This window comes from Sphingobium herbicidovorans (assembly GCF_002080435.1).
GTDB lineage: Bacteria > Pseudomonadota > Alphaproteobacteria > Sphingomonadales > Sphingomonadaceae > Sphingobium > Sphingobium herbicidovorans.
Map to the genome: position 1 here is coordinate 1,268,405 of NZ_CP020538.1, position 16,155 is coordinate 1,284,559.

18 protein-coding genes are annotated in these 16,155 nt (G+C 63.7%); 7 read left to right on the plus strand and 11 right to left on the minus strand.

Annotated elements, in window-relative coordinates:
- Positions 1–21: 21 nt before the first annotated feature.
- A complete protein-coding gene (locus B6S01_RS06175; RefSeq protein WP_037464740.1) occupies positions 22–768 on the minus strand; it encodes an HAD-IIB family hydrolase in 747 nt (248 codons plus the stop codon).
- Between the two features lie 89 nt (positions 769–857).
- On the opposite strand from B6S01_RS06175, the gene B6S01_RS06180 reads away from it, so the two are divergent.
- Complete coding sequence (locus B6S01_RS06180; protein WP_037465212.1) at positions 858–1,673, plus strand: phosphotransferase family protein; 816 nt, start codon at positions 858–860, stop codon at positions 1,671–1,673.
- Here B6S01_RS06180 and B6S01_RS06185 read toward each other — a convergent pair.
- From B6S01_RS06185 to thiS, 8 genes are all read right to left on the minus strand, one after another.
- On the minus strand, positions 1,666–2,934 hold the full coding sequence (locus B6S01_RS06185) for a capsule biosynthesis protein (RefSeq protein ID WP_051908217.1): 1,269 nt from the start codon (positions 2,932–2,934) through the stop codon (positions 1,666–1,668). The two genes, B6S01_RS06180 and B6S01_RS06185, sit on opposite strands and share 8 nt — an antisense overlap.
- Complete coding sequence (locus B6S01_RS21995) at positions 2,927–3,823, minus strand: capsular polysaccharide export protein, LipB/KpsS family (protein WP_322788862.1); 897 nt, start codon at positions 3,821–3,823, stop codon at positions 2,927–2,929. The genes B6S01_RS06185 and B6S01_RS21995 overlap by 8 nt, the downstream gene beginning before the upstream one ends.
- Positions 3,736–4,524 carry a hypothetical protein gene (locus B6S01_RS22000; RefSeq protein WP_322788861.1) on the minus strand — a complete coding sequence of 263 codons (789 nt, stop codon included), beginning with the start codon at positions 4,522–4,524 and terminating at the stop codon, positions 3,736–3,738. The genes B6S01_RS21995 and B6S01_RS22000 overlap by 88 nt, the downstream gene beginning before the upstream one ends.
- Positions 4,525–4,614: 90 nt before the next feature.
- Positions 4,615–5,913, minus strand: a complete 1,299-nt coding sequence (locus tag B6S01_RS06195; protein ID WP_037464735.1) for a glycosyltransferase family 4 protein — start codon at positions 5,911–5,913, stop codon at positions 4,615–4,617.
- A gap of 51 nt (positions 5,914–5,964) precedes the next feature.
- Positions 5,965–6,405, minus strand: a complete 441-nt coding sequence (locus B6S01_RS06200; RefSeq protein WP_037464732.1) for an HIT family protein — start codon at positions 6,403–6,405, stop codon at positions 5,965–5,967.
- An 11-nt stretch (positions 6,406–6,416) separates the two neighbouring features.
- Entirely contained in the window at positions 6,417–7,052 is a 636-nt protein-coding gene (locus tag B6S01_RS06205) for a CoA transferase subunit B (protein ID WP_037464729.1), read from the minus strand.
- Positions 7,052–7,762, minus strand: a complete 711-nt coding sequence (locus B6S01_RS06210; RefSeq protein ID WP_037464726.1) for a CoA transferase subunit A — start codon at positions 7,760–7,762, stop codon at positions 7,052–7,054. Before B6S01_RS06210 ends, B6S01_RS06205 begins: the two co-directional genes overlap by 1 nt.
- Positions 7,763–7,924: 162 nt before the next feature.
- Positions 7,925–8,926, minus strand: coding sequence for a sulfur carrier protein ThiS (thiS, locus tag B6S01_RS06215; protein WP_081570305.1), 1,002 nt, complete (start codon positions 8,924–8,926; stop codon positions 7,925–7,927).
- 112 nt (positions 8,927–9,038) lie between these two features.
- Here thiS and aroQ point away from each other — a divergent pair, with 112 nt between their 5' ends.
- From aroQ to arsC, 5 genes are all read left to right on the plus strand, one after another.
- Entirely contained in the window at positions 9,039–9,479 is a 441-nt protein-coding gene (aroQ, locus tag B6S01_RS06220) for a type II 3-dehydroquinate dehydratase (protein WP_037464724.1), read from the plus strand.
- Between the two features lie 95 nt (positions 9,480–9,574).
- Complete coding sequence (gene accB, locus B6S01_RS06225) at positions 9,575–10,054, plus strand: acetyl-CoA carboxylase biotin carboxyl carrier protein (protein WP_037464721.1); 480 nt, start codon at positions 9,575–9,577, stop codon at positions 10,052–10,054.
- A 14-nt stretch (positions 10,055–10,068) separates the two neighbouring features.
- Complete coding sequence (accC, locus tag B6S01_RS06230; protein ID WP_037464719.1) at positions 10,069–11,415, plus strand: acetyl-CoA carboxylase biotin carboxylase subunit; 1,347 nt, start codon at positions 10,069–10,071, stop codon at positions 11,413–11,415.
- Between the two features lie 42 nt (positions 11,416–11,457).
- Entirely contained in the window at positions 11,458–11,652 is a 195-nt protein-coding gene (locus B6S01_RS06235) for a hypothetical protein (RefSeq protein WP_037464716.1), read from the plus strand.
- Between the two features lie 6 nt (positions 11,653–11,658).
- Complete coding sequence (arsC, locus tag B6S01_RS06240) at positions 11,659–12,003, plus strand: arsenate reductase (glutaredoxin) (RefSeq protein WP_037464713.1); 345 nt, start codon at positions 11,659–11,661, stop codon at positions 12,001–12,003.
- 42 nt (positions 12,004–12,045) lie between these two features.
- On the opposite strand, the gene B6S01_RS06245 is transcribed toward arsC, so the two are convergent.
- Together B6S01_RS06245 and B6S01_RS06250 are read right to left on the minus strand one after the other, a co-directional pair.
- Positions 12,046–12,783 (minus strand): energy transducer TonB, encoded by a 738-nt coding sequence (locus B6S01_RS06245; protein ID WP_051908216.1) that lies wholly within the window; start codon positions 12,781–12,783, stop codon positions 12,046–12,048.
- A 39-nt stretch (positions 12,784–12,822) separates the two neighbouring features.
- Complete coding sequence (locus B6S01_RS06250) at positions 12,823–13,113, minus strand: hypothetical protein (RefSeq protein WP_037464710.1); 291 nt, start codon at positions 13,111–13,113, stop codon at positions 12,823–12,825.
- A 166-nt stretch (positions 13,114–13,279) separates the two neighbouring features.
- Between B6S01_RS06250 and polA the strand changes: the two genes are divergently transcribed.
- Entirely contained in the window at positions 13,280–16,066 is a 2,787-nt protein-coding gene (gene polA / locus B6S01_RS06255; protein ID WP_037464707.1) for a DNA polymerase I, read from the plus strand.
- Positions 16,067–16,155 lie beyond the last annotated feature (89 nt).

Below are 16,155 nucleotides of genomic sequence, written 5' to 3' on the forward strand. Positions count from 1 at the left end.
GTCTGCGTCAGCCGGGCCGAATCATTTCTGGCACGCGACGATGGCGGCGATGACGGAAAGCGTTTCCTGCGGATCGCGCACGCGCACGGTGTCCAGGCCAATCTGCTTGGCCGGATAGTCGTTGCCGCCGGGAAAGATCGCGTCGCCGATGAACATCGTGGCGTCCAGCGCAATGCCGCTCGCGTCACGCAGCTTTTTCAAGCCATAGCCCTTGTCCACCCCTTCCCGCGTGATGTCGATCGACGTTGCGCCGCCCATGTTGATCGACAGGCCCGGCAGGCGTTCACGCAAATCGGCCTGGATGATGCGGCGCTTGGCGAAGTCCGGGTCCCATCCTTCCTTCGCACGGACCGGCGCCTGCTGTCCCAATGCGGAAAAGGTGATCTGGCTGCCGCGATCCTCGATCCGCTCGCCCCATGTTTCCTGGGGAACGAAGCCGGTCGCTTCGAGAGATTCGTCGAAGGCCTTGAAAATCTGCTGCTTTTGCCCGTCATCGAACAGTTCGGCATAGACCGGCGACCATGCGCCGTCGCGATGCGTATAGAGCTTGGTGCCGGTGGTCGGCATCAGCCACAGCCGCGACAGGTCCGCGCGGGCCGGAAGGCGGCTGGCGACCTGCTTGTCGAATTGCGGCCAGTCGCCGCCCGAAATCACCGCGACATGGGCGACCGTCAGCAGATCGGCGAGCGCATCGCCCATGTCCTGTTCAAGAGGCTGCTTGCTTTCCGCCAGCGTTCCGTCGAGATCGAAGGCGATCAACTCTTTCATGGGGGCAAGCTCCTGGAATCCTTGTCGGCCGCAGCTACCATCAATTGGCGGATCGGCAAATCCATAGGCCCAAGGAAATGACGCAGCGCATGTTTGATGAGGTAGGAAGCGATTGGACGCTGCTCGGCCGCGGTAAAAGCTCTCAAGTGTTCAGGATCGGCGGGGGCGAGGTCATCAAGATTTTCCACGATGCCGTGTCCGAAGAGATGATAGCGCGGGAAATGGCTGCGGCGGGGATGGCGGCATCGCTGCGCCTGCCCACCGCCGCGCCGCGCATCCGCGCGACTGTCGGGGAGAAGCCAGCCCTGATCTACCCGGAGATTATCGGCCTGTCGGTTGCAGCGGCGATCCGCAGGAAGCCGCTGTCGGCGTCCAGGCTGCTGCGGGACATGGCGAGCCTGCTCCACGCCGTCCATCGCCAGCCCGTGTCAGGATTGCGCAGCGTCAAGTCCGTGCTGGTGACCGATATCGACTATGGTCCCGCCCCCGATGCCATCAAGCGGGCGGCTATCGAATATCTGCATCGCCTGCCCGACGCCGGGCAGTTGCTGCATGGCGATTTCCATATCGACAATATTCTGGTCAGCGACGGCGATCTGGTCATCCTCGATTGGGCGAAGGCCGCGACCGGCGCGCCAGCCGCCGATGCGGTGCGAAGCGAAATGCTGATGCGCTTTGGCGAGGGGCCTGCCGATCCGGTCACGACATTGTGGCGCGATTGGGCGGCGCGCTGTCTGAGCAAAGCCTATCACAAGGCAAGCGGCGTCGGCGAGGATGCGTTGCGCCAGTGGCGGCCCGTCGTCGCGCTCGCCTGGTTAAGGGCGCGTCCGCCCGTCCGCACCGACGCCTTTCACCGCTATCTGAATAAGGCGCTGCGCAGCGCCGGGCTGCCGACGATCAGCTGACGCTGGCCAGAGCGCCGCGCCTGACGCGTACCTGACCTGCCCCTTCCGCAGAGGGCGGCTCCGCACAGAGGCGATCGACCGCATTGCTCACCAGCATCGCAAGGCCCTGATCGCTGAGCAGGCCCCCGCGTATCAGGCAACGGTCGATCAGCACCCGGCGGAAGGCCGCGTACAGCGTCTGGTCAGGCGCGCCCGGGTCTATCCAGAACTCGTCCAACGTGCCCTTGTAGACGACGCCCGGCACCTTGTAGACCGCATGGCCCAGCACCAACACCGGCTTGCCCTTGTTGAGCGCCAGCGTGCCCACGGTGCTGTTGACCGTGATGACGCCGAGTGAGCGCCCCACCACCTGGGCAATGTCCAGATCAGCCAGATAATAGACGCGATCTGCCACGCCATAACGCGCGGCAAGGCGCCGGGTCAGCCGCTCCCAAGCGACCAGCCCGGAATCGAGCGGATGGCGCTTCACCAGCAGAGATGTGCCTTCCGGCGCATAGCGGGCAAAGCTCTTTATCACGAAGCGCAGTGCCGCGCGCATGTTGCCGAAGGGCGAGTGGACACGGATCTGGTAATCGGAATCGAGTTGCAGCGGCAGGGTGAAGAAAGCCTTGTCCTTCACCTTGTCCCATTCGTCGCGCGAGGCGCGCACGTCGCTCTTGCGCAGCATCAGCTTCTTCAACCATCCGGCGGCCTCCAGCAGGAAGCTGTGCGGCCGGTGGGTGCGGTAGAAGGGAAAGACCGGCCACATAATCGCCGACGCCAGCCCGTTGCGGGTGGTGTTGACCGCGCGCTGCCGGAAAGTCGATGGAACCTGCGGTTCCCGCCCGTCTTCAGGCGGCAGATCGCGTGCCTGATCCAGATACCATTGCGGGTCGAGCGGCAGGGTGGAGTTGCCGTTCACGCCATCCTTCTGCAACGTCATGAAGTCCGGGCGGATATAGCCTTCCTCCAGCACGTGAACGCGCAGGCCGCGCAACCGCGCCATCTTGTGCGCAGACGCATGATAGGGGCGGCAGTCGCCATAGAGGATCAGGTCGGTGACGCCATGCTGGACGATGAAATCGTCGAAAAAGAGCGGCCAGTTGCGAAAGGAGCCGCGATAGTCCGTCGCTTCCCCCGGCCAATCGACCTTGTCGCCGCCATTGATGTTGATCCGCAGCGCTGCATGCCCCCGCATCCGCAGTGCGTCGGCCAGCATCGCAAAAAACGGTCCGTGGGGGCCCTGCAGGAAAAGGAAGGTCTTGGTCTGGCTGTCAGCCATGAAGATACTCGGCGGACAATGTCATAAATCTTTGCAATTTCCCCTGTAGCGTCCGTAGCCGGATGAGCCATGAAGTAGGTGACGTCGATCCGCTGCCCAGACGTTCCACCATGATTTCGGGGCCGCAGGGCAACCGGGTTACCGGGTCCAGATAACGAGGATAGAGAATCAAGGCCGCGGCGACAAGCTGGTCAATGGTCAAGCTGCGCCCGCGCCGTCCATTAGGCTCGGCCAGGTCACGCGTCAGGCCCCAGCCTGCATAGAATGGCATGCCATGCACCGTCACTGGCCGGTCGCGCAGCAGCGCCTCGAACCCGGTGAGTGACGACAGAACATGCACAGCATCCACCGCCTGCACCAGCGTCATCAACGGCGCGCCGGTGTCCAGGACGTCGGCATGCCGATGCACCACCGCATCGCTCAGATGGCCGCGCCGCAGCCCCGCCTGCACGTCGGGATGAGGGCGGTAGATGATATGAGCGTCGGGTTCGGCCTGCCGCACCCGCTGCAACAGGTCGAGATTGCCCGCGACCCCCGCCCCGCCCAGCTGCACCGACAGGTCGTCCTCCACCTGACCGACGACCAATACGGTCCGCCGACCGGGCGGGAGGTCGAACATACGGCCCGCTTCCTGGCCATATTTGGTCACGCCCGACGCCCGTATCGCCGCGCGCAGGCGGCGCGCACGTTCGATCAGCGCGGGCGGAAAATCATGGGTCGCGAGCAGGCTTTCCAGATCGCTGGGCCGTGACGCATCATAATAGATGCCCTGCCGGTCGATCACCACAGAGCCCGGCGGCGTCAGTGCGGCGCCAAGACCCTTGGAGCGTAGGAAACCATCTTCGACGCGGGCGATCGGAACGGCCTTCGCACGGGCTTCTTCCAGCAGATCGGCAGGAACGCGCGAGGGCCAGACCGCCAGCGATCCCCCTGCCCGCCTTGCCCGTCGCAATGCCGCTGGAGCGGAAAGGAAGGGGGCGAGCGGTCCCCGTCCCACAGGAACCGCCGCATCGCCTCCCGCTTCCAGAGCGCCATGCCGCTGGCGGCGGCGATGTCGCGATTGCCGTCGAGATGCCTTCGCCAGTCGGCAAGTTGCCGCACAGCATCCTCAGCGCTGGCGACCGCACCGTTGAAACAGTCGCGATAGGTTGCCGCCGCGATCGCCTGCCTTGCTGCATCGCGCAGCCGTTCCGGCGCAATCACGGTCCCGTCAGGACCATGCACCGGCACGCCCAGCAGGCCGCCAATAATCGCCAGCTCGTCCTCCACAGGGGCGTGCACCGAGCGCGCCTGCGCCAGCAGGCTCCACGGATCGACAGGTCTGGAAGGCTCGCGCGCGGGAAGGATTGCGATTTCCGCAGGGCCCAGCCCCTGACCATCGAACGGGCAGCCAGCACGTGCGACCAGTTTCACGCCGTCGCGCCGATGGCCCCAGAATGTTCCGCCAACACGCGCCTGCGCGATCTGATCGAGCAGGCTGTCGGGCACTGCCAACGCATCATGGACGGCGTCGTTGACGATGCTGACTGCCGCAACGGTCCGCGCTATCCCGGGAAAGGGCGGCGAACGCAGAAAGGGTCGCGCCTTCATCCTATGAAGGCCGCATCGCGCGCAGCGGAAAAGTTATGGCGTAAACTCATAACATGCACAGGAATTTCATGATCGTCCCCCGGAACGACGTCAAGCGAAGGCGCAAGCCGTCACATCGTCCAGCAGCCGGGTGATGACGTCGAAATAGTCCGACCAGCGCGGCGCGCGCCAATCGCCGATGCGCGCCATCTGGGCGGCACGCTCCGGCGAATCCGGCTGGCGATAGGCATCGATCATCCGCATCCAGCCGAGCCCGTCGAGCGGGTCGAGATAGTCCGGCGCCGCTCCGCCCACTTCCCGGTGCGCGACGATATCGCTGCAGATCACCGGCACGCCAACCGACAGCGCCTCGATCACCGGGATACCGAAGCCCTCCTCGAAAGACGGCATCAGCATCGCCCGCGCCCCCGCGACCAGCGCATGCATTTCCGTATCGGGCACGCTGCCCGCCTCGATCACATGGCCGCGCAATATCTCCGCGCGCTCCAGCATGTCGACGACATTCTCATTTTCCCAGCCGCGCCGACCGATCAACACCAGCACCGGCGCACCGTCCCCCAGCCGCTCCACCAGCCGCCGCCAGACGTTCAGCAGCAGCAGGTGATTTTTGCGCGGCTCGATGGTCGAGATATAGACGAAATAGGGCCGCGTCGGCACGGCATGGCTCTCGCCGCCAAAAAGGTCGGGCGGGTCCGCGCCGAAATGAGCGACGCAAAGCTGCCTGCCCTCCAGCCCGCGCGTCATGTGCGGGGCGAGCGCGTCGATGGTCGCCTGGCTGTTGCCGATAATGCCGTGGGCGAAGCGATCGATCGTCCGCACCCGGCGCAGATGCTCCTCCGCCCCCTGCGGCCGTGCGAATTCAGGGTGAGTGAGCGGGATGACATCATGCACCAGCGTCACGAAACGCGCGCCTTCCGCGCGCAGGATCGCGCCGACCTGATCGGGATCGTCCAGATGGTGGGGCGACACCTGCAAATAGACGCGTGGCCGGGTGGCGCGCGGCACCGGGCGCGGACGCAGCGCGATCAGGTGCTTGATGACCGCCGCCCTGCTCGCCGCCTCATCCTTGGCAGTGCTGTTACGCCACCGCGCCGCCGTGAAGGCCAGGAACTGGCGCACGGCGGCCTCGTTCAGCCGCCCATAATAGCCCCCCGCCGGATGCACGGCGGCAAAGGCGAGCCTGTCGGGCATCCGTTCCAGCAATTCGCGCGCATAGACATATTCGACCCGGTCGATGCCGGTCGGCGCGGCATGGAAACTGCGCGACAGCAGGCGCGAGATGTCAAGGATGACCTCCGCCCGTCCCTCGGCGGCGGAGAAATATTGGCGCGCGGGCTTGGACCGCAGCGCCAGCCGTGCGCCGGGCGCCTTGAACGGCTTCAGCGCCATGTCAAAGCCCGTGCGTTCGCAACTGACCGGTCATGGACTGAAGCAAACAGATCAGAACTGGGCACGAATCTCTTCCGCCAGCGCCTCAAGAGCCGCCGCGTCGGCGAAATTGCCTTGTGCATGGGCGGAAAAGCCGGTCGGCCCGCCCGCCCATCGCGGCACGATATGGAAATGCAGATGATAGACGGTCTGCCCGGCCGGTGCGCCGTTGAACTGCGCGACATGGATGCCGTCAGGGTTCAGCGCCTTGCGCGTGGCCGTGGCGACCTTCTTCACCGTGGCCATGACCTGCGCCAGCGCCTCATCCTCTACTTCCAGGATGTTGCGCGCCCTGGACCATTTGGAAATGACCAGGCTGTGCCCCTTCGACTGCGGCTGGATGTCGAGGAAGGCATATGTATGCTCATCCTCATACAATTTGGTCGAAGGAATTTTCCCTTGCAGGATCAGGGCGAAGACATTGGCTTCGTCATAGGCGCCGTCCAGGCTCATGCCACTATTCCTCAGCTCAGATAATGAGCCGTGGTCTTAGCGGCGACTTCCTCCGCAGTCACGCCCGGCGCGAGTTCGACAAGCTTGAACGGGCTGTCATGATCGGGACGCTGGAACACGCAAAGGTCGGTGACGATCATGTCGACCACATTCTTGCCCGTCAGCGGCAGGGTGCAGGCCGGAATGAACTTGGGATCGCCGCTCTTGGACGTATGCTCCATGACGACGATGATCTTCTTGACGCCCGCGACAAGGTCCATCGCGCCGCCCATGCCCTTGATCATCTTGCCGGGGATCATCCAGTTGGCGATGTCGCCATTTTCCGCGACTTCCATCGCGCCCAGCACGGTGAGGTCGATATGCCCGCCGCGAATCATGGCGAAGCTGTCGGCGCTGGAGAAATAGACGCTGTTGGGCAGCTCGCTGATCGTCTGCTTGCCCGCGTTGATGAGGTCGGCATCCTCCTCGCCTTCATAGGGGAAGGGGCCGATGCCCAGCATGCCGTTTTCCGATTGCAACGTCACTTCGACGCCAGCGGGAATGTGGTTCGCCACCAGCGTCGGGATGCCGATGCCCAGGTTTACATAGAAGCCGTCCTTCAGCTCCTTCGCCGCCCGCGCGGCCATCTCGTCACGAGTCCAAGGCATCAGGCGGTCTCCCTCTGGCGAACAGTGCGGAATTCGATTTTCTTGTCGTATGGCGCGCCGATAATCATGCGCTTCACATAGATGCCGGGCAAATGGATCGCGTCGGGATCAAGGCTGCCAACGGGCACGACCTCCTCGACTTCGGCGACGCAGATCTTCGCGGCGGTGGCCATCGGCTGGTTGAAATTGCGGGCCGTCTTGCGGAAGATCAGGTTACCGCTTTCATCGGCCTTCCAGCCCTTGATGATCGCGACGTCGGCGAAAATGCCGCGCTCCAATATATATTCCTGCCCGTCGAATACCTTGACTTCCTTGCCCTCGGCGACGGCGGTGCCCACGCCGGTCTTGGTGTAGAAGCCCGGAATACCTGCGCCGCCTGCACGGCAACGCTCCGCCAGCGTACCCTGCGGACAAAATTCCACTTCCAGTTCACCTGAAAGATACTGCCGCTCGAACTCCTTGTTCTCGCCGACATAGGAAGAGATCATCTTCTTGACCTGCCGGGTGCGCAACAGCTTGCCCAGCCCTTCGCCGTCAATGCCCGCATTGTTGGACGCGATAGTGAGGTCCTTGACCCCCGAATCACGGATCGCGTCGATCAAACGCTCGGGAATTCCGCAAAGTCCAAAGCCGCCAGCGCAAAGATGCATCCCATCGAAGAGAAGACCCTCCAACGCAGACGCAGCATCGGGGTACAGCTTCTTGACCATCGCTTTTCCTCCTCTGAAGGCGTCCAGCCCATAGGGGGAAGCAGCCGGAGGGTCAATTTGCTGCGCACGCGAAAAAATAAAACCACAAGCCCGTTTGCCGCCGGCGCAGTCCGCCTATCCATTTCGGCTCTCAACTGCGCCCGAAACGAACGGCAGTCCTGTTCAGATCAACCCGGCAAGCGGGCTGGACGGATCGGCATACATGCGCTTGCCCATCCGCCCCGCGCGATAGGCCATGCGCCCCGCCTCGACGCCAGCCTTCATCGCCGCCGCCATCAGCACCGGGTCCTTGGCCTCCGCAATGGCGGTGTTCATCAGCACGCCGGTACAGCCCAGCTCCATCGCCTCGGCCGCTTCGGACGCGGTGCCCACGCCCGCATCGACCAGCACCGGCAGCTTCGTGCCTTCGACGATCAGCCGGATCGTCACGCGGTTCTGGATGCCGAGGCCGGACCCGATCGGCGCGCCCAGCGGCATGATCGCCACCGCGCCCGCATCCTCCAGCCGCTTGGCGGCGATCGGGTCATCGACGCAATAGACCATCGGCTTGAAGCCTTCCTTGGCCAATATCTCCGTCGCGCGCAGCGTCTCGACCATGTCGGGATAGAGCGTCCGCGCCTCGCCCAGCACCTCCAGCTTGACGAGATCCCATCCGCCAGCCTCGCGCGCCAGCCGCAGCGTGCGGATCGCCTCCTCGCCGGTATAGCAGCCCGCCGTGTTGGGCAGGTAGGTGATCTTCTTCGGGTCGATGAAGTCGGTCAGCATCGGCGCGTTGGGGTCCGACACATTGACGCGCCGCACAGCGACGGTGACGATTTCCGCCCCGGACGCCTGGACCGCCGCCGCATTCTGCTCGAAATTCTTGTATTTGCCGGTGCCGACGATCAGGCGCGACCGGAAAGTCTTGCCCGCCACGGTCCAGCTGTCTTCATCGACCGCCGACACATCGCCGCCGCCCACGAAGTGCACGATTTCCAGTTCGTCGCCATCCTCCACCAGCACCTGCGTCAGGGTGGAACGGGGCACGACTTCAAGGTTCCGCTCCACCGCCACCTTTTCAGGCACGAACCCCAGTTCGCTCGCCAATTGGGCCAGCGTGAGGCCCGCGCGCACGCGGCGATGTTCGCCGTTGATGCGGATGGATAGGGTTCCGTCGACGTGCAATGCTTTGTTCCCGGCAAAGAAGGTGTCTCGACTTGGCGCGACACGAAAGGCTAAAGGTCAGGGCGCATATAGGGGCGGCAGTGCCCCACTCGCAACCATAAGGGGGACTGCCATGGCCGAGGCGCGCAAAATCTATGTGTTGAACGGCCCGAACCTCAACATGCTGGGCACCCGCCAACCGGAAATCTACGGCTACGATACGCTGGACGATATTGCCGAGCGGATGGAGGACGCGGCGACCCGCGCCCATGTCGAGGTCGATTTCCGCCAGTCCAACCATGAAGGGCATCTGATCGACTGGCTCCAGGAAGCGCATGAAGAAGGCGCGCATGCCGTCATCATCAATCCGGGCGGCCTGACCCACACATCCGTCGCCCTGCATGACGCGATCAAGGGCATCAGCGTCCCCGTGATCGAGGTTCACCTGTCGAACCCGCACATGCGCGAACCATTCCGCCACAAAAGCTATGTCGGCATGGCGGCGAAAGGGACCGTGGCCGGCTTTGGCGCAATGTCTTACATGCTGGCGCTCGAAGCGGCGCTCGAATTGTAGGCGTCCGGTCATTTTGGCGCTCAAAAGTTGCGCTTGGCCCCAAATACGCATAGGCGCGGGCAGCAGTAACGATATTCACCGTCCAGGGACTTCAAATGAACGACAAGGCTGAAAAGGGCGCAATGCAGGTGGATGTGCAGCTGGTGCGGGATCTCGCCGCGCTGCTCGACGACACCAACCTGACGGAAATCGAGGTAGAGGACGGCGATCGCAAGATCCGCGTCGCGCGCAAGGCCGGCGGCGGCGGCGGCGCACCCGCCTATATGCACGCGCCAGCCCCGATGGCCGCGCCCGCAGCGCCTGCGCCTGCCGCCGCCTCTGCTGAACCTGCGCTGCCGTCGGGCAACGCCGTGCGGTCGCCGATCGTCGGCACCGCCTATCTGGCCGCCGAGCCGGGCGCGGAGCCCTTCGTCAGCATCGGTTCGACCGTGAAGCAGGGCGAAACGCTGGTCATCGTCGAAGCGATGAAGGTCATGAACGCCATTCCGGCTCCCGCATCGGGCACGGTCAAGGCGGTGTTGGTCGAAAATGGCCAGCCGGTCGAATATGACCAGCCGCTGATCGTCATCGAATAAGGCCGCGTAACTCCATGGCCATCGAAAAGCTGCTGATCGCGAACCGCGGCGAAATCGCGCTCCGCATCCATCGCGCCTGCCACGAAATGGGCATCAAGACGGTCGCGGTCCATTCCACCGCCGACGCCGACGCCATGCATGTGCGGCTCGCCGACGAGGCGATCTGCATCGGCCCGCCCGCGGCCAAGGACAGCTATCTGAACATCGCCGCGATCATATCGGCCGCCGAAATCTCCGGCGCGGATGCGATCCATCCGGGCTATGGATTCCTGTCGGAAAACGCGCAGTTCGCGGAGATCGTGGAGGCGCACAACATCGCCTTCGTCGGTCCCAAGCCCGAACATATCCGCATCATGGGCGACAAGGTGGAAGCGAAGCGGACTGCCGGTGCGCTGGGCCTGCCGCTGGTCCCGGGATCGGACGGCGCGCTGTCGAGCTTCGATGAGGCCAGGGAGGTCGCGGCGAAGATCGGCTATCCCGTGCTGATCAAGGCGGCATCAGGCGGCGGCGGGCGCGGCATGAAGGTCGTGCCGTCCGAAGACCAGCTTGAAACGCTGATGAAGCAGGCGGGTTCGGAGGCGAAGGCCGCCTTTGGCGACGATACCGTCTATATGGAAAAATATCTGGGCAACCCCCGGCATATCGAATTCCAGGTGTTCGGCGATGGCAAGGGCAACGCCATCCACCTGGGCGAGCGCGACTGTTCGCTCCAGCGCCGCCACCAGAAGGTGCTGGAGGAAGCGCCCTCCCCCGTCCTTTCCACCGCCGAGCGCGACCAGATGGGCGAAGTGGTGCGCAAGGCGATGGCCGACATGGCCTATCGCGGCGCGGGCACGATCGAGTTCCTGTGGGAAAATGGCGAATTCTACTTCATCGAGATGAACACCCGCCTGCAGGTGGAACATCCGGTGACCGAGATGATCACCGGCATCGACCTGGTCCGTGAACAGATCCGTGTAGCCGAGGGCAAGCCGCTGTCGGTCGAGCAGCAGGATATCGAGTTTAACGGCCACGCCATCGAATGCCGTATCAACGCCGAAGATCCCCGGACCTTCGCCCCGTCGCCGGGCACGGTCACCAGCTATCATGTGCCGGGCGGCATGCATGTCCGCGTCGATAGCGGCCTGTATCAGGGCTATAGAGTGCCGCCTTATTATGACAGCATGATCGGCAAGCTGATCGTCTATGGCCGCACCCGCGAAGGGGCGATCATGCGGTTGCGCCGCGCGCTGGAGGAATATGTGATCGAAGGCATGAAGACCACGATCCCCCTTCACCAGAAGCTGCTGCAGGACCCGGAGTTCCTGAATGGCGACTACACGATCAAGTGGCTGGAGGAATGGCTCGCCCGCGACGAATAAGCGGGCCGGGGTTTTCAGATTTGTTCAGTGGGGGGAACGGGAATGCAAAAGGGAAAGATCGTCTTCACGGGCCACTTCCTTGAATATTTCATCATGTCGCTCGGCCTGCTTCTGCTGTGCGTGGTCACGCTTGGGCTGGCGCTCCCCTATTACGCCTATTGGAATTTCAAATATTTCTTCTCGAACATGGAAGTCGAGCTGTATCAGGCCGGCAATCCCATCGAGCACAGCAGGTAACCGGGCATGAAGGCGACCATCTGGCACAATCCTCGTTGCTCCAAGTCGCGGGCCGCGCTGACGATTCTTCAGGAAACGCCAGGGGTTGATGTCGAGGTGGTCGAGTATCTCAAGACCCCGCCCACCCGTGCCGAAATCGAAGCGGTGCTGGCGAAGGCAGGCGTCCGCCCCTCGCAAGCGCTCCGCAAGGGCGAGGCTGTGGTGAAGGAAATCGGCCTCGACGTGACGGATGAGGCGGCGGTGCTGGACGCCATGGCGGCGCACCCGATCCTGATCGAGAGGGCCATCGTGATTACCGACAAAGGCGCGGTCATCGCCCGGCCGCCCGAACGCGCAAGCGAAGTGCTTTAAAGACAAGCCAGGACTCGGCAGGTCGGCTCTGGCCCGTATTTTCTACCGCACCCGCCAGCGATAATCTTCTTCCCGCACCTCGGTAACGGCATATCCTTCCGGATCGCGCGCGGGACGGAAACGGTAACGCTCCCTGATGATGCGGCAGGTCATGGCGTCAACCTCCGCATAGCCGCTCCCTTCGATTATCTCGCATTTGTCGATACGGCCTGACGGACCGATGGCATATCGGACGCCAATTTTCAGCCGGCCTACCCCACGCAGCCAATCGGGGAAATCGGAGTTCCGAAAACGCCCATCGGTTTGCCTGGCGCGCGAAAAGTCGCCGCCGTCGCCGGTTCCGTTTCCATCACCATTTCCATCGCCTCGCCCCGATCCGCTGCCGCGTCCCCCGTCGCCGGAGCCGACGCCGTTCGCCGCTTCCGGGGATACAGCTGGGGCAGGCAGTGCTGGCGCAGGCAAAGAGACGACAGGCGGAGGCGCGACAATTGCGCTCTGTTCAATCACCCGCCTTGGCTGCACCTGCGGCGCAGCTGTGGAGCCGCCAGCGGGTTGGGCTTCCAGTGGCTTTTCCGTTTTTGGGCGTTCCGGCTCGATCTCGGCCGGCGCTGCGAGATTCAGCAGCGTCAGCGGCGCGTCATCCTTGATCGCGCGCCATAAAGGGCCGATGCGCAACCCCATGATCAGGGCATAGCCGATAAGAAAATTGACGATGAGCGCAGCGATCGCCGGAGCGACCTTGCCCGATCCCGGCCACCGCTGCGCCCATATATTCTTCATCCTGATGTTGCCCGTGCATCTTGCAGGGCGGTCTGCCGGTTAACGGTAAACGCGGCGGCCGTTGCGATCGATATAATATTCACGACCGCGACGGTCACGCTGCCACCGCCGATCGCCGTCCGACGTCGCGACGCCCACGGCCGCGCCGCCTGCCGCGCCGATCGCCGCACCTTCGGCAACGCCAAGGCCAGGAACCAGTGCGCCCGCGACCGCGCCGCCCACTGCGCCGAACCCGGCGCCGCGCAGGCCGTCACGCGTCGTTTCGCGCGCACAACCGCCGACGGTGGCCGCCGCCGCCAAACCTGTAACCAGCAAAATCATTTTCTTCATGGCTCGTCTCCATATTGGTGAGCTAAGAACGATGGAGACGGCGATAAGTTCGATTAGATCGTTGAGGCCCCAACGCTTTTCGATGCGCGCCCTGCCTGCAGAGCCAAGGCGGACGGGTCAACAACCGCACTGGAGCGCCCCGGGATAACCCGCTATCCCCTGCGCCATGTCCCAGAATCACCTCTATCTTGTCGATGGCAGCGGCTATATCTTCCGCGCCTATCACCAGCTTCCGCCGCTCACCAACAAGCATGGCCAGCCGGTCGGCGCGGTCTATGGCTATACCACCATGCTGTGGAAGCTGGCCGAGGAGCTGGGCAAGGCCGAGGGGCCGACCCACCTCGCCGTGGTGCTGGACAAGGGCAGCCATACCTTCCGCAACGACATGTACGACCAGTATAAGGCGAACCGCCCGCCAGCGCCCGAAGACCTGGTCCCGCAATTCCCGATGATCCGCGACGCGACCCGCGCTTTCTCGCTCCCCTGTATCGAGGAAGCAGGGTTCGAGGCCGACGACATCATCGCCAGCTACACCAAGGCCGCCGTCGCGGCGGGTTGGCACGTCACCATCGTCAGTTCCGACAAGGACCTGATGCAGCTCATCCAGCCCGGCGTCGACATGTACGACACGATGAAGAATGAGCGGCGCGGCGCGGATTATGTCATGACCAAGTTCGGCGTTCAGCCCGAGCAGTTGGGCGACGTCCTCGCGCTGATGGGTGATAGCGTCGATAATGTCCCCGGCATCCCCGGCATCGGCCCCAAGACCGCCGCGAAACTCATCAGCGAATATGGCAGCCTGGAAGCGGCGCTGGAGGCTGCCCCTTCGATGAAGAAGTCGAAGATGCAGGAAAATCTGATCGCCCATGCCGACATGGCTCGCCTGTCGCGCAGGCTGGTGGCGCTGCATGACGCGATGGACCTGCCCGAACCGCTGGAGGAGCTGACGCTCAAGGGCATCCCGCCCGAACCGCTCCAGAATTTCCTGGAGCATCATGGCTTCAAGTCGCTCCTGACCCGGCTTGGCGCGCCCACCGCTGCCGTGGCGGTAGCGACCGCCGCGCTCGCCGTCACCGAATCAACGCCGCCTGCCGCCCCAATTCTCGACGAAGAGCCGCCGATCGACCGCAGCCTTTACGAAACGGTAGTGACGGAAGAAGCGCTCGACCGCTGGATCGCCGCCGCGCATGCGGAGGGCTTCGTCGCCGTCGATACCGAAACCGACATGCTCGATTGCGTGTCCTGCGCGCTGGTCGGCATCAGTCTGGCCGTCGGCCCCAACGCGGCCTGCTACATCCCGGTCGGCCATGGCGGAAAGGACATGTTCGCGGAAAAGCCCGACCAACTGCCCAAAGACCTGGTCCTCGCGAAGTTGAAGCCGCTGATGGAGGACGACAGCGTCCTCAAGATCGGCCAGAACCTGAAATATGACCTGACGGTCATGCGCCGCCACGGCATCGAGATCGCCCCCTATGACGACACCATCGTCATGAGCTTTGATCTGGACGCGGGACAAAGTTTGGCGGGGCACGGCATGGACGAAGCGGCCCGTACGCACCTCAACCATGTCTGCATCAGCTTCAAGGATGTCTGCGGCAGCGGTAAGAGCCAGATCAGCTTTGCCGAAGTGCCGCTGGACAAGGCGACGGAATATGCGGCCGAGGATGCGGACGTCACGCTGCGGCTGTGGAAGATTTTCAAGAACCGGGTCGCCAATGAAGGCGCCAGCCGCGTCTATGAACTGGTCGACCGACCGCTGGTTTCCGTCATCGCCCGGATGGAGCATGAAGGGATCAAGGTCGATCGCGAGCAGCTATCCCGCCTTTCCGGGGAGTTCACCACCGAAATCGCCAAGCTGGAAGGCGAGATTCACGCAATCGCGGGCCAGCCCTTCGCCATCGGATCGACGCAGCAACTGGGCGCGATCCTGTTCGACAAGATGGGGTACAAGGGGGGCAAGAAGGGCAAATCGGGCGCTTATTCCACCGACGTCACCATCCTTGAGCAATTGAAGGCGCAGGGCGCGGAGATAGCAGGCAAGATCCTTGACTGGCGGCAGCTTTCAAAGCTCAAGTCCACCTATACCGATGCCCTTCAGGCGCAGATCAACCGGGACAGCAGCCGCGTCCATACCAGCTATTCGCTGTCGGGCGCGCAGACCGGTCGCCTGTCCTCGACCGATCCCAACCTCCAGAACATCCCGATCCGCACCGAAGTCGGCCGCCAGATCCGCCACGCCTTCGTCGCCGAACCGGGCAACGTCATTCTCGCGGCGGACTACAGCCAGATCGAACTGCGCCTTGCGGCCCATATCGCTGACGTGCCCGCGCTTCGGGAGGCATTCCTGGCTGGCGAGGACATTCACGCCGCCACCGCGCAGCAACTGTTCGGAGAGGTCAATCGCGACACGCGCGGCCGGGCCAAGACGATCAACTTCGCCATCCTCTACGGCATTTCCCGATGGGGCCTTGCCGGGCGGCTGGAGATCAGCGCCGACGAAGCGCAGGACATGATCAGCCGCTATTATGAACGCTTCCCCGGCATCAGCCTCTACATCACCGAAACGCTCGAAAAGGCCCGTGCGCGGGGATATACCGAAACGCTATTTGGCCGAAAGACATGGTTCCCGCGCATCAAGGCGCCCATCCAGCATGAGCGTCAGGGCGCCGAACGCGCCGCCATCAACGCGCCGATTCAGGGCACCAGCGCCGACATCATCAAGCGCGCCATGGTCCGCATGGGACCGGCCCTTGCTGCCGAAGGGCTGCACGATGTGAAGATGTTGCTACAGGTCCATGACGAACTGGTGTTTGAATTGCCAGAGAGCCAGGTCGAACCGGCAAGCGCCGTCATCCGCCGGGTCATGGAAACCGCCGCCGAGCCGATCGTGAAGCTGAGCGTGCCGCTGGGCGTGGAAATCGGCCATGGCGCAAGCTGGGGGGCGGCGCATTAGCACCTGTTCCGTCATCCCAGCGAAAGCTGGGATCTCAGACGACAGGGCACGGCATAGCGTCACGAGATCCCAGCCTTCGCTGGGACGAC

Coding starts and splice junctions, on each gene's coding strand:
- B6S01_RS06175 (WP_037464740.1), bottom strand. CDS start 768: ATGAAAGAGTTGATCGCCTTCGATCTCGACGGAACGCTGGCGGAAAGC.
- B6S01_RS06180 (WP_037465212.1), top strand. CDS start 858: ATGTTTGATGAGGTAGGAAGCGATTGGACGCTGCTCGGCCGCGGTAAA.
- B6S01_RS06185 (WP_051908217.1), bottom strand. CDS start 2,934: ATGGCTGACAGCCAGACCAAGACCTTCCTTTTCCTGCAGGGCCCCCAC.
- B6S01_RS22000 (WP_322788861.1), bottom strand. CDS start 4,524: ATGAAGGCGCGACCCTTTCTGCGTTCGCCGCCCTTTCCCGGGATAGCG.
- B6S01_RS06195 (WP_037464735.1), bottom strand. CDS start 5,913: ATGGCGCTGAAGCCGTTCAAGGCGCCCGGCGCACGGCTGGCGCTGCGG.
- B6S01_RS06200 (WP_037464732.1), bottom strand. CDS start 6,405: ATGAGCCTGGACGGCGCCTATGACGAAGCCAATGTCTTCGCCCTGATC.
- B6S01_RS06205 (WP_037464729.1), bottom strand. CDS start 7,052: ATGCCTTGGACTCGTGACGAGATGGCCGCGCGGGCGGCGAAGGAGCTG.
- B6S01_RS06210 (WP_037464726.1), bottom strand. CDS start 7,762: ATGGTCAAGAAGCTGTACCCCGATGCTGCGTCTGCGTTGGAGGGTCTT.
- aroQ (WP_037464724.1), top strand. CDS start 9,039: ATGGCCGAGGCGCGCAAAATCTATGTGTTGAACGGCCCGAACCTCAAC.
- accB (WP_037464721.1), top strand. CDS start 9,575: ATGAACGACAAGGCTGAAAAGGGCGCAATGCAGGTGGATGTGCAGCTG.
- accC (WP_037464719.1), top strand. CDS start 10,069: ATGGCCATCGAAAAGCTGCTGATCGCGAACCGCGGCGAAATCGCGCTC.
- B6S01_RS06235 (WP_037464716.1), top strand. CDS start 11,458: ATGCAAAAGGGAAAGATCGTCTTCACGGGCCACTTCCTTGAATATTTC.
- arsC (WP_037464713.1), top strand. CDS start 11,659: ATGAAGGCGACCATCTGGCACAATCCTCGTTGCTCCAAGTCGCGGGCC.
- B6S01_RS06245 (WP_051908216.1), bottom strand. CDS start 12,783: ATGAAGAATATATGGGCGCAGCGGTGGCCGGGATCGGGCAAGGTCGCT.
- B6S01_RS06250 (WP_037464710.1), bottom strand. CDS start 13,113: ATGAAGAAAATGATTTTGCTGGTTACAGGTTTGGCGGCGGCGGCCACC.
- polA (WP_037464707.1), top strand. CDS start 13,280: ATGTCCCAGAATCACCTCTATCTTGTCGATGGCAGCGGCTATATCTTC.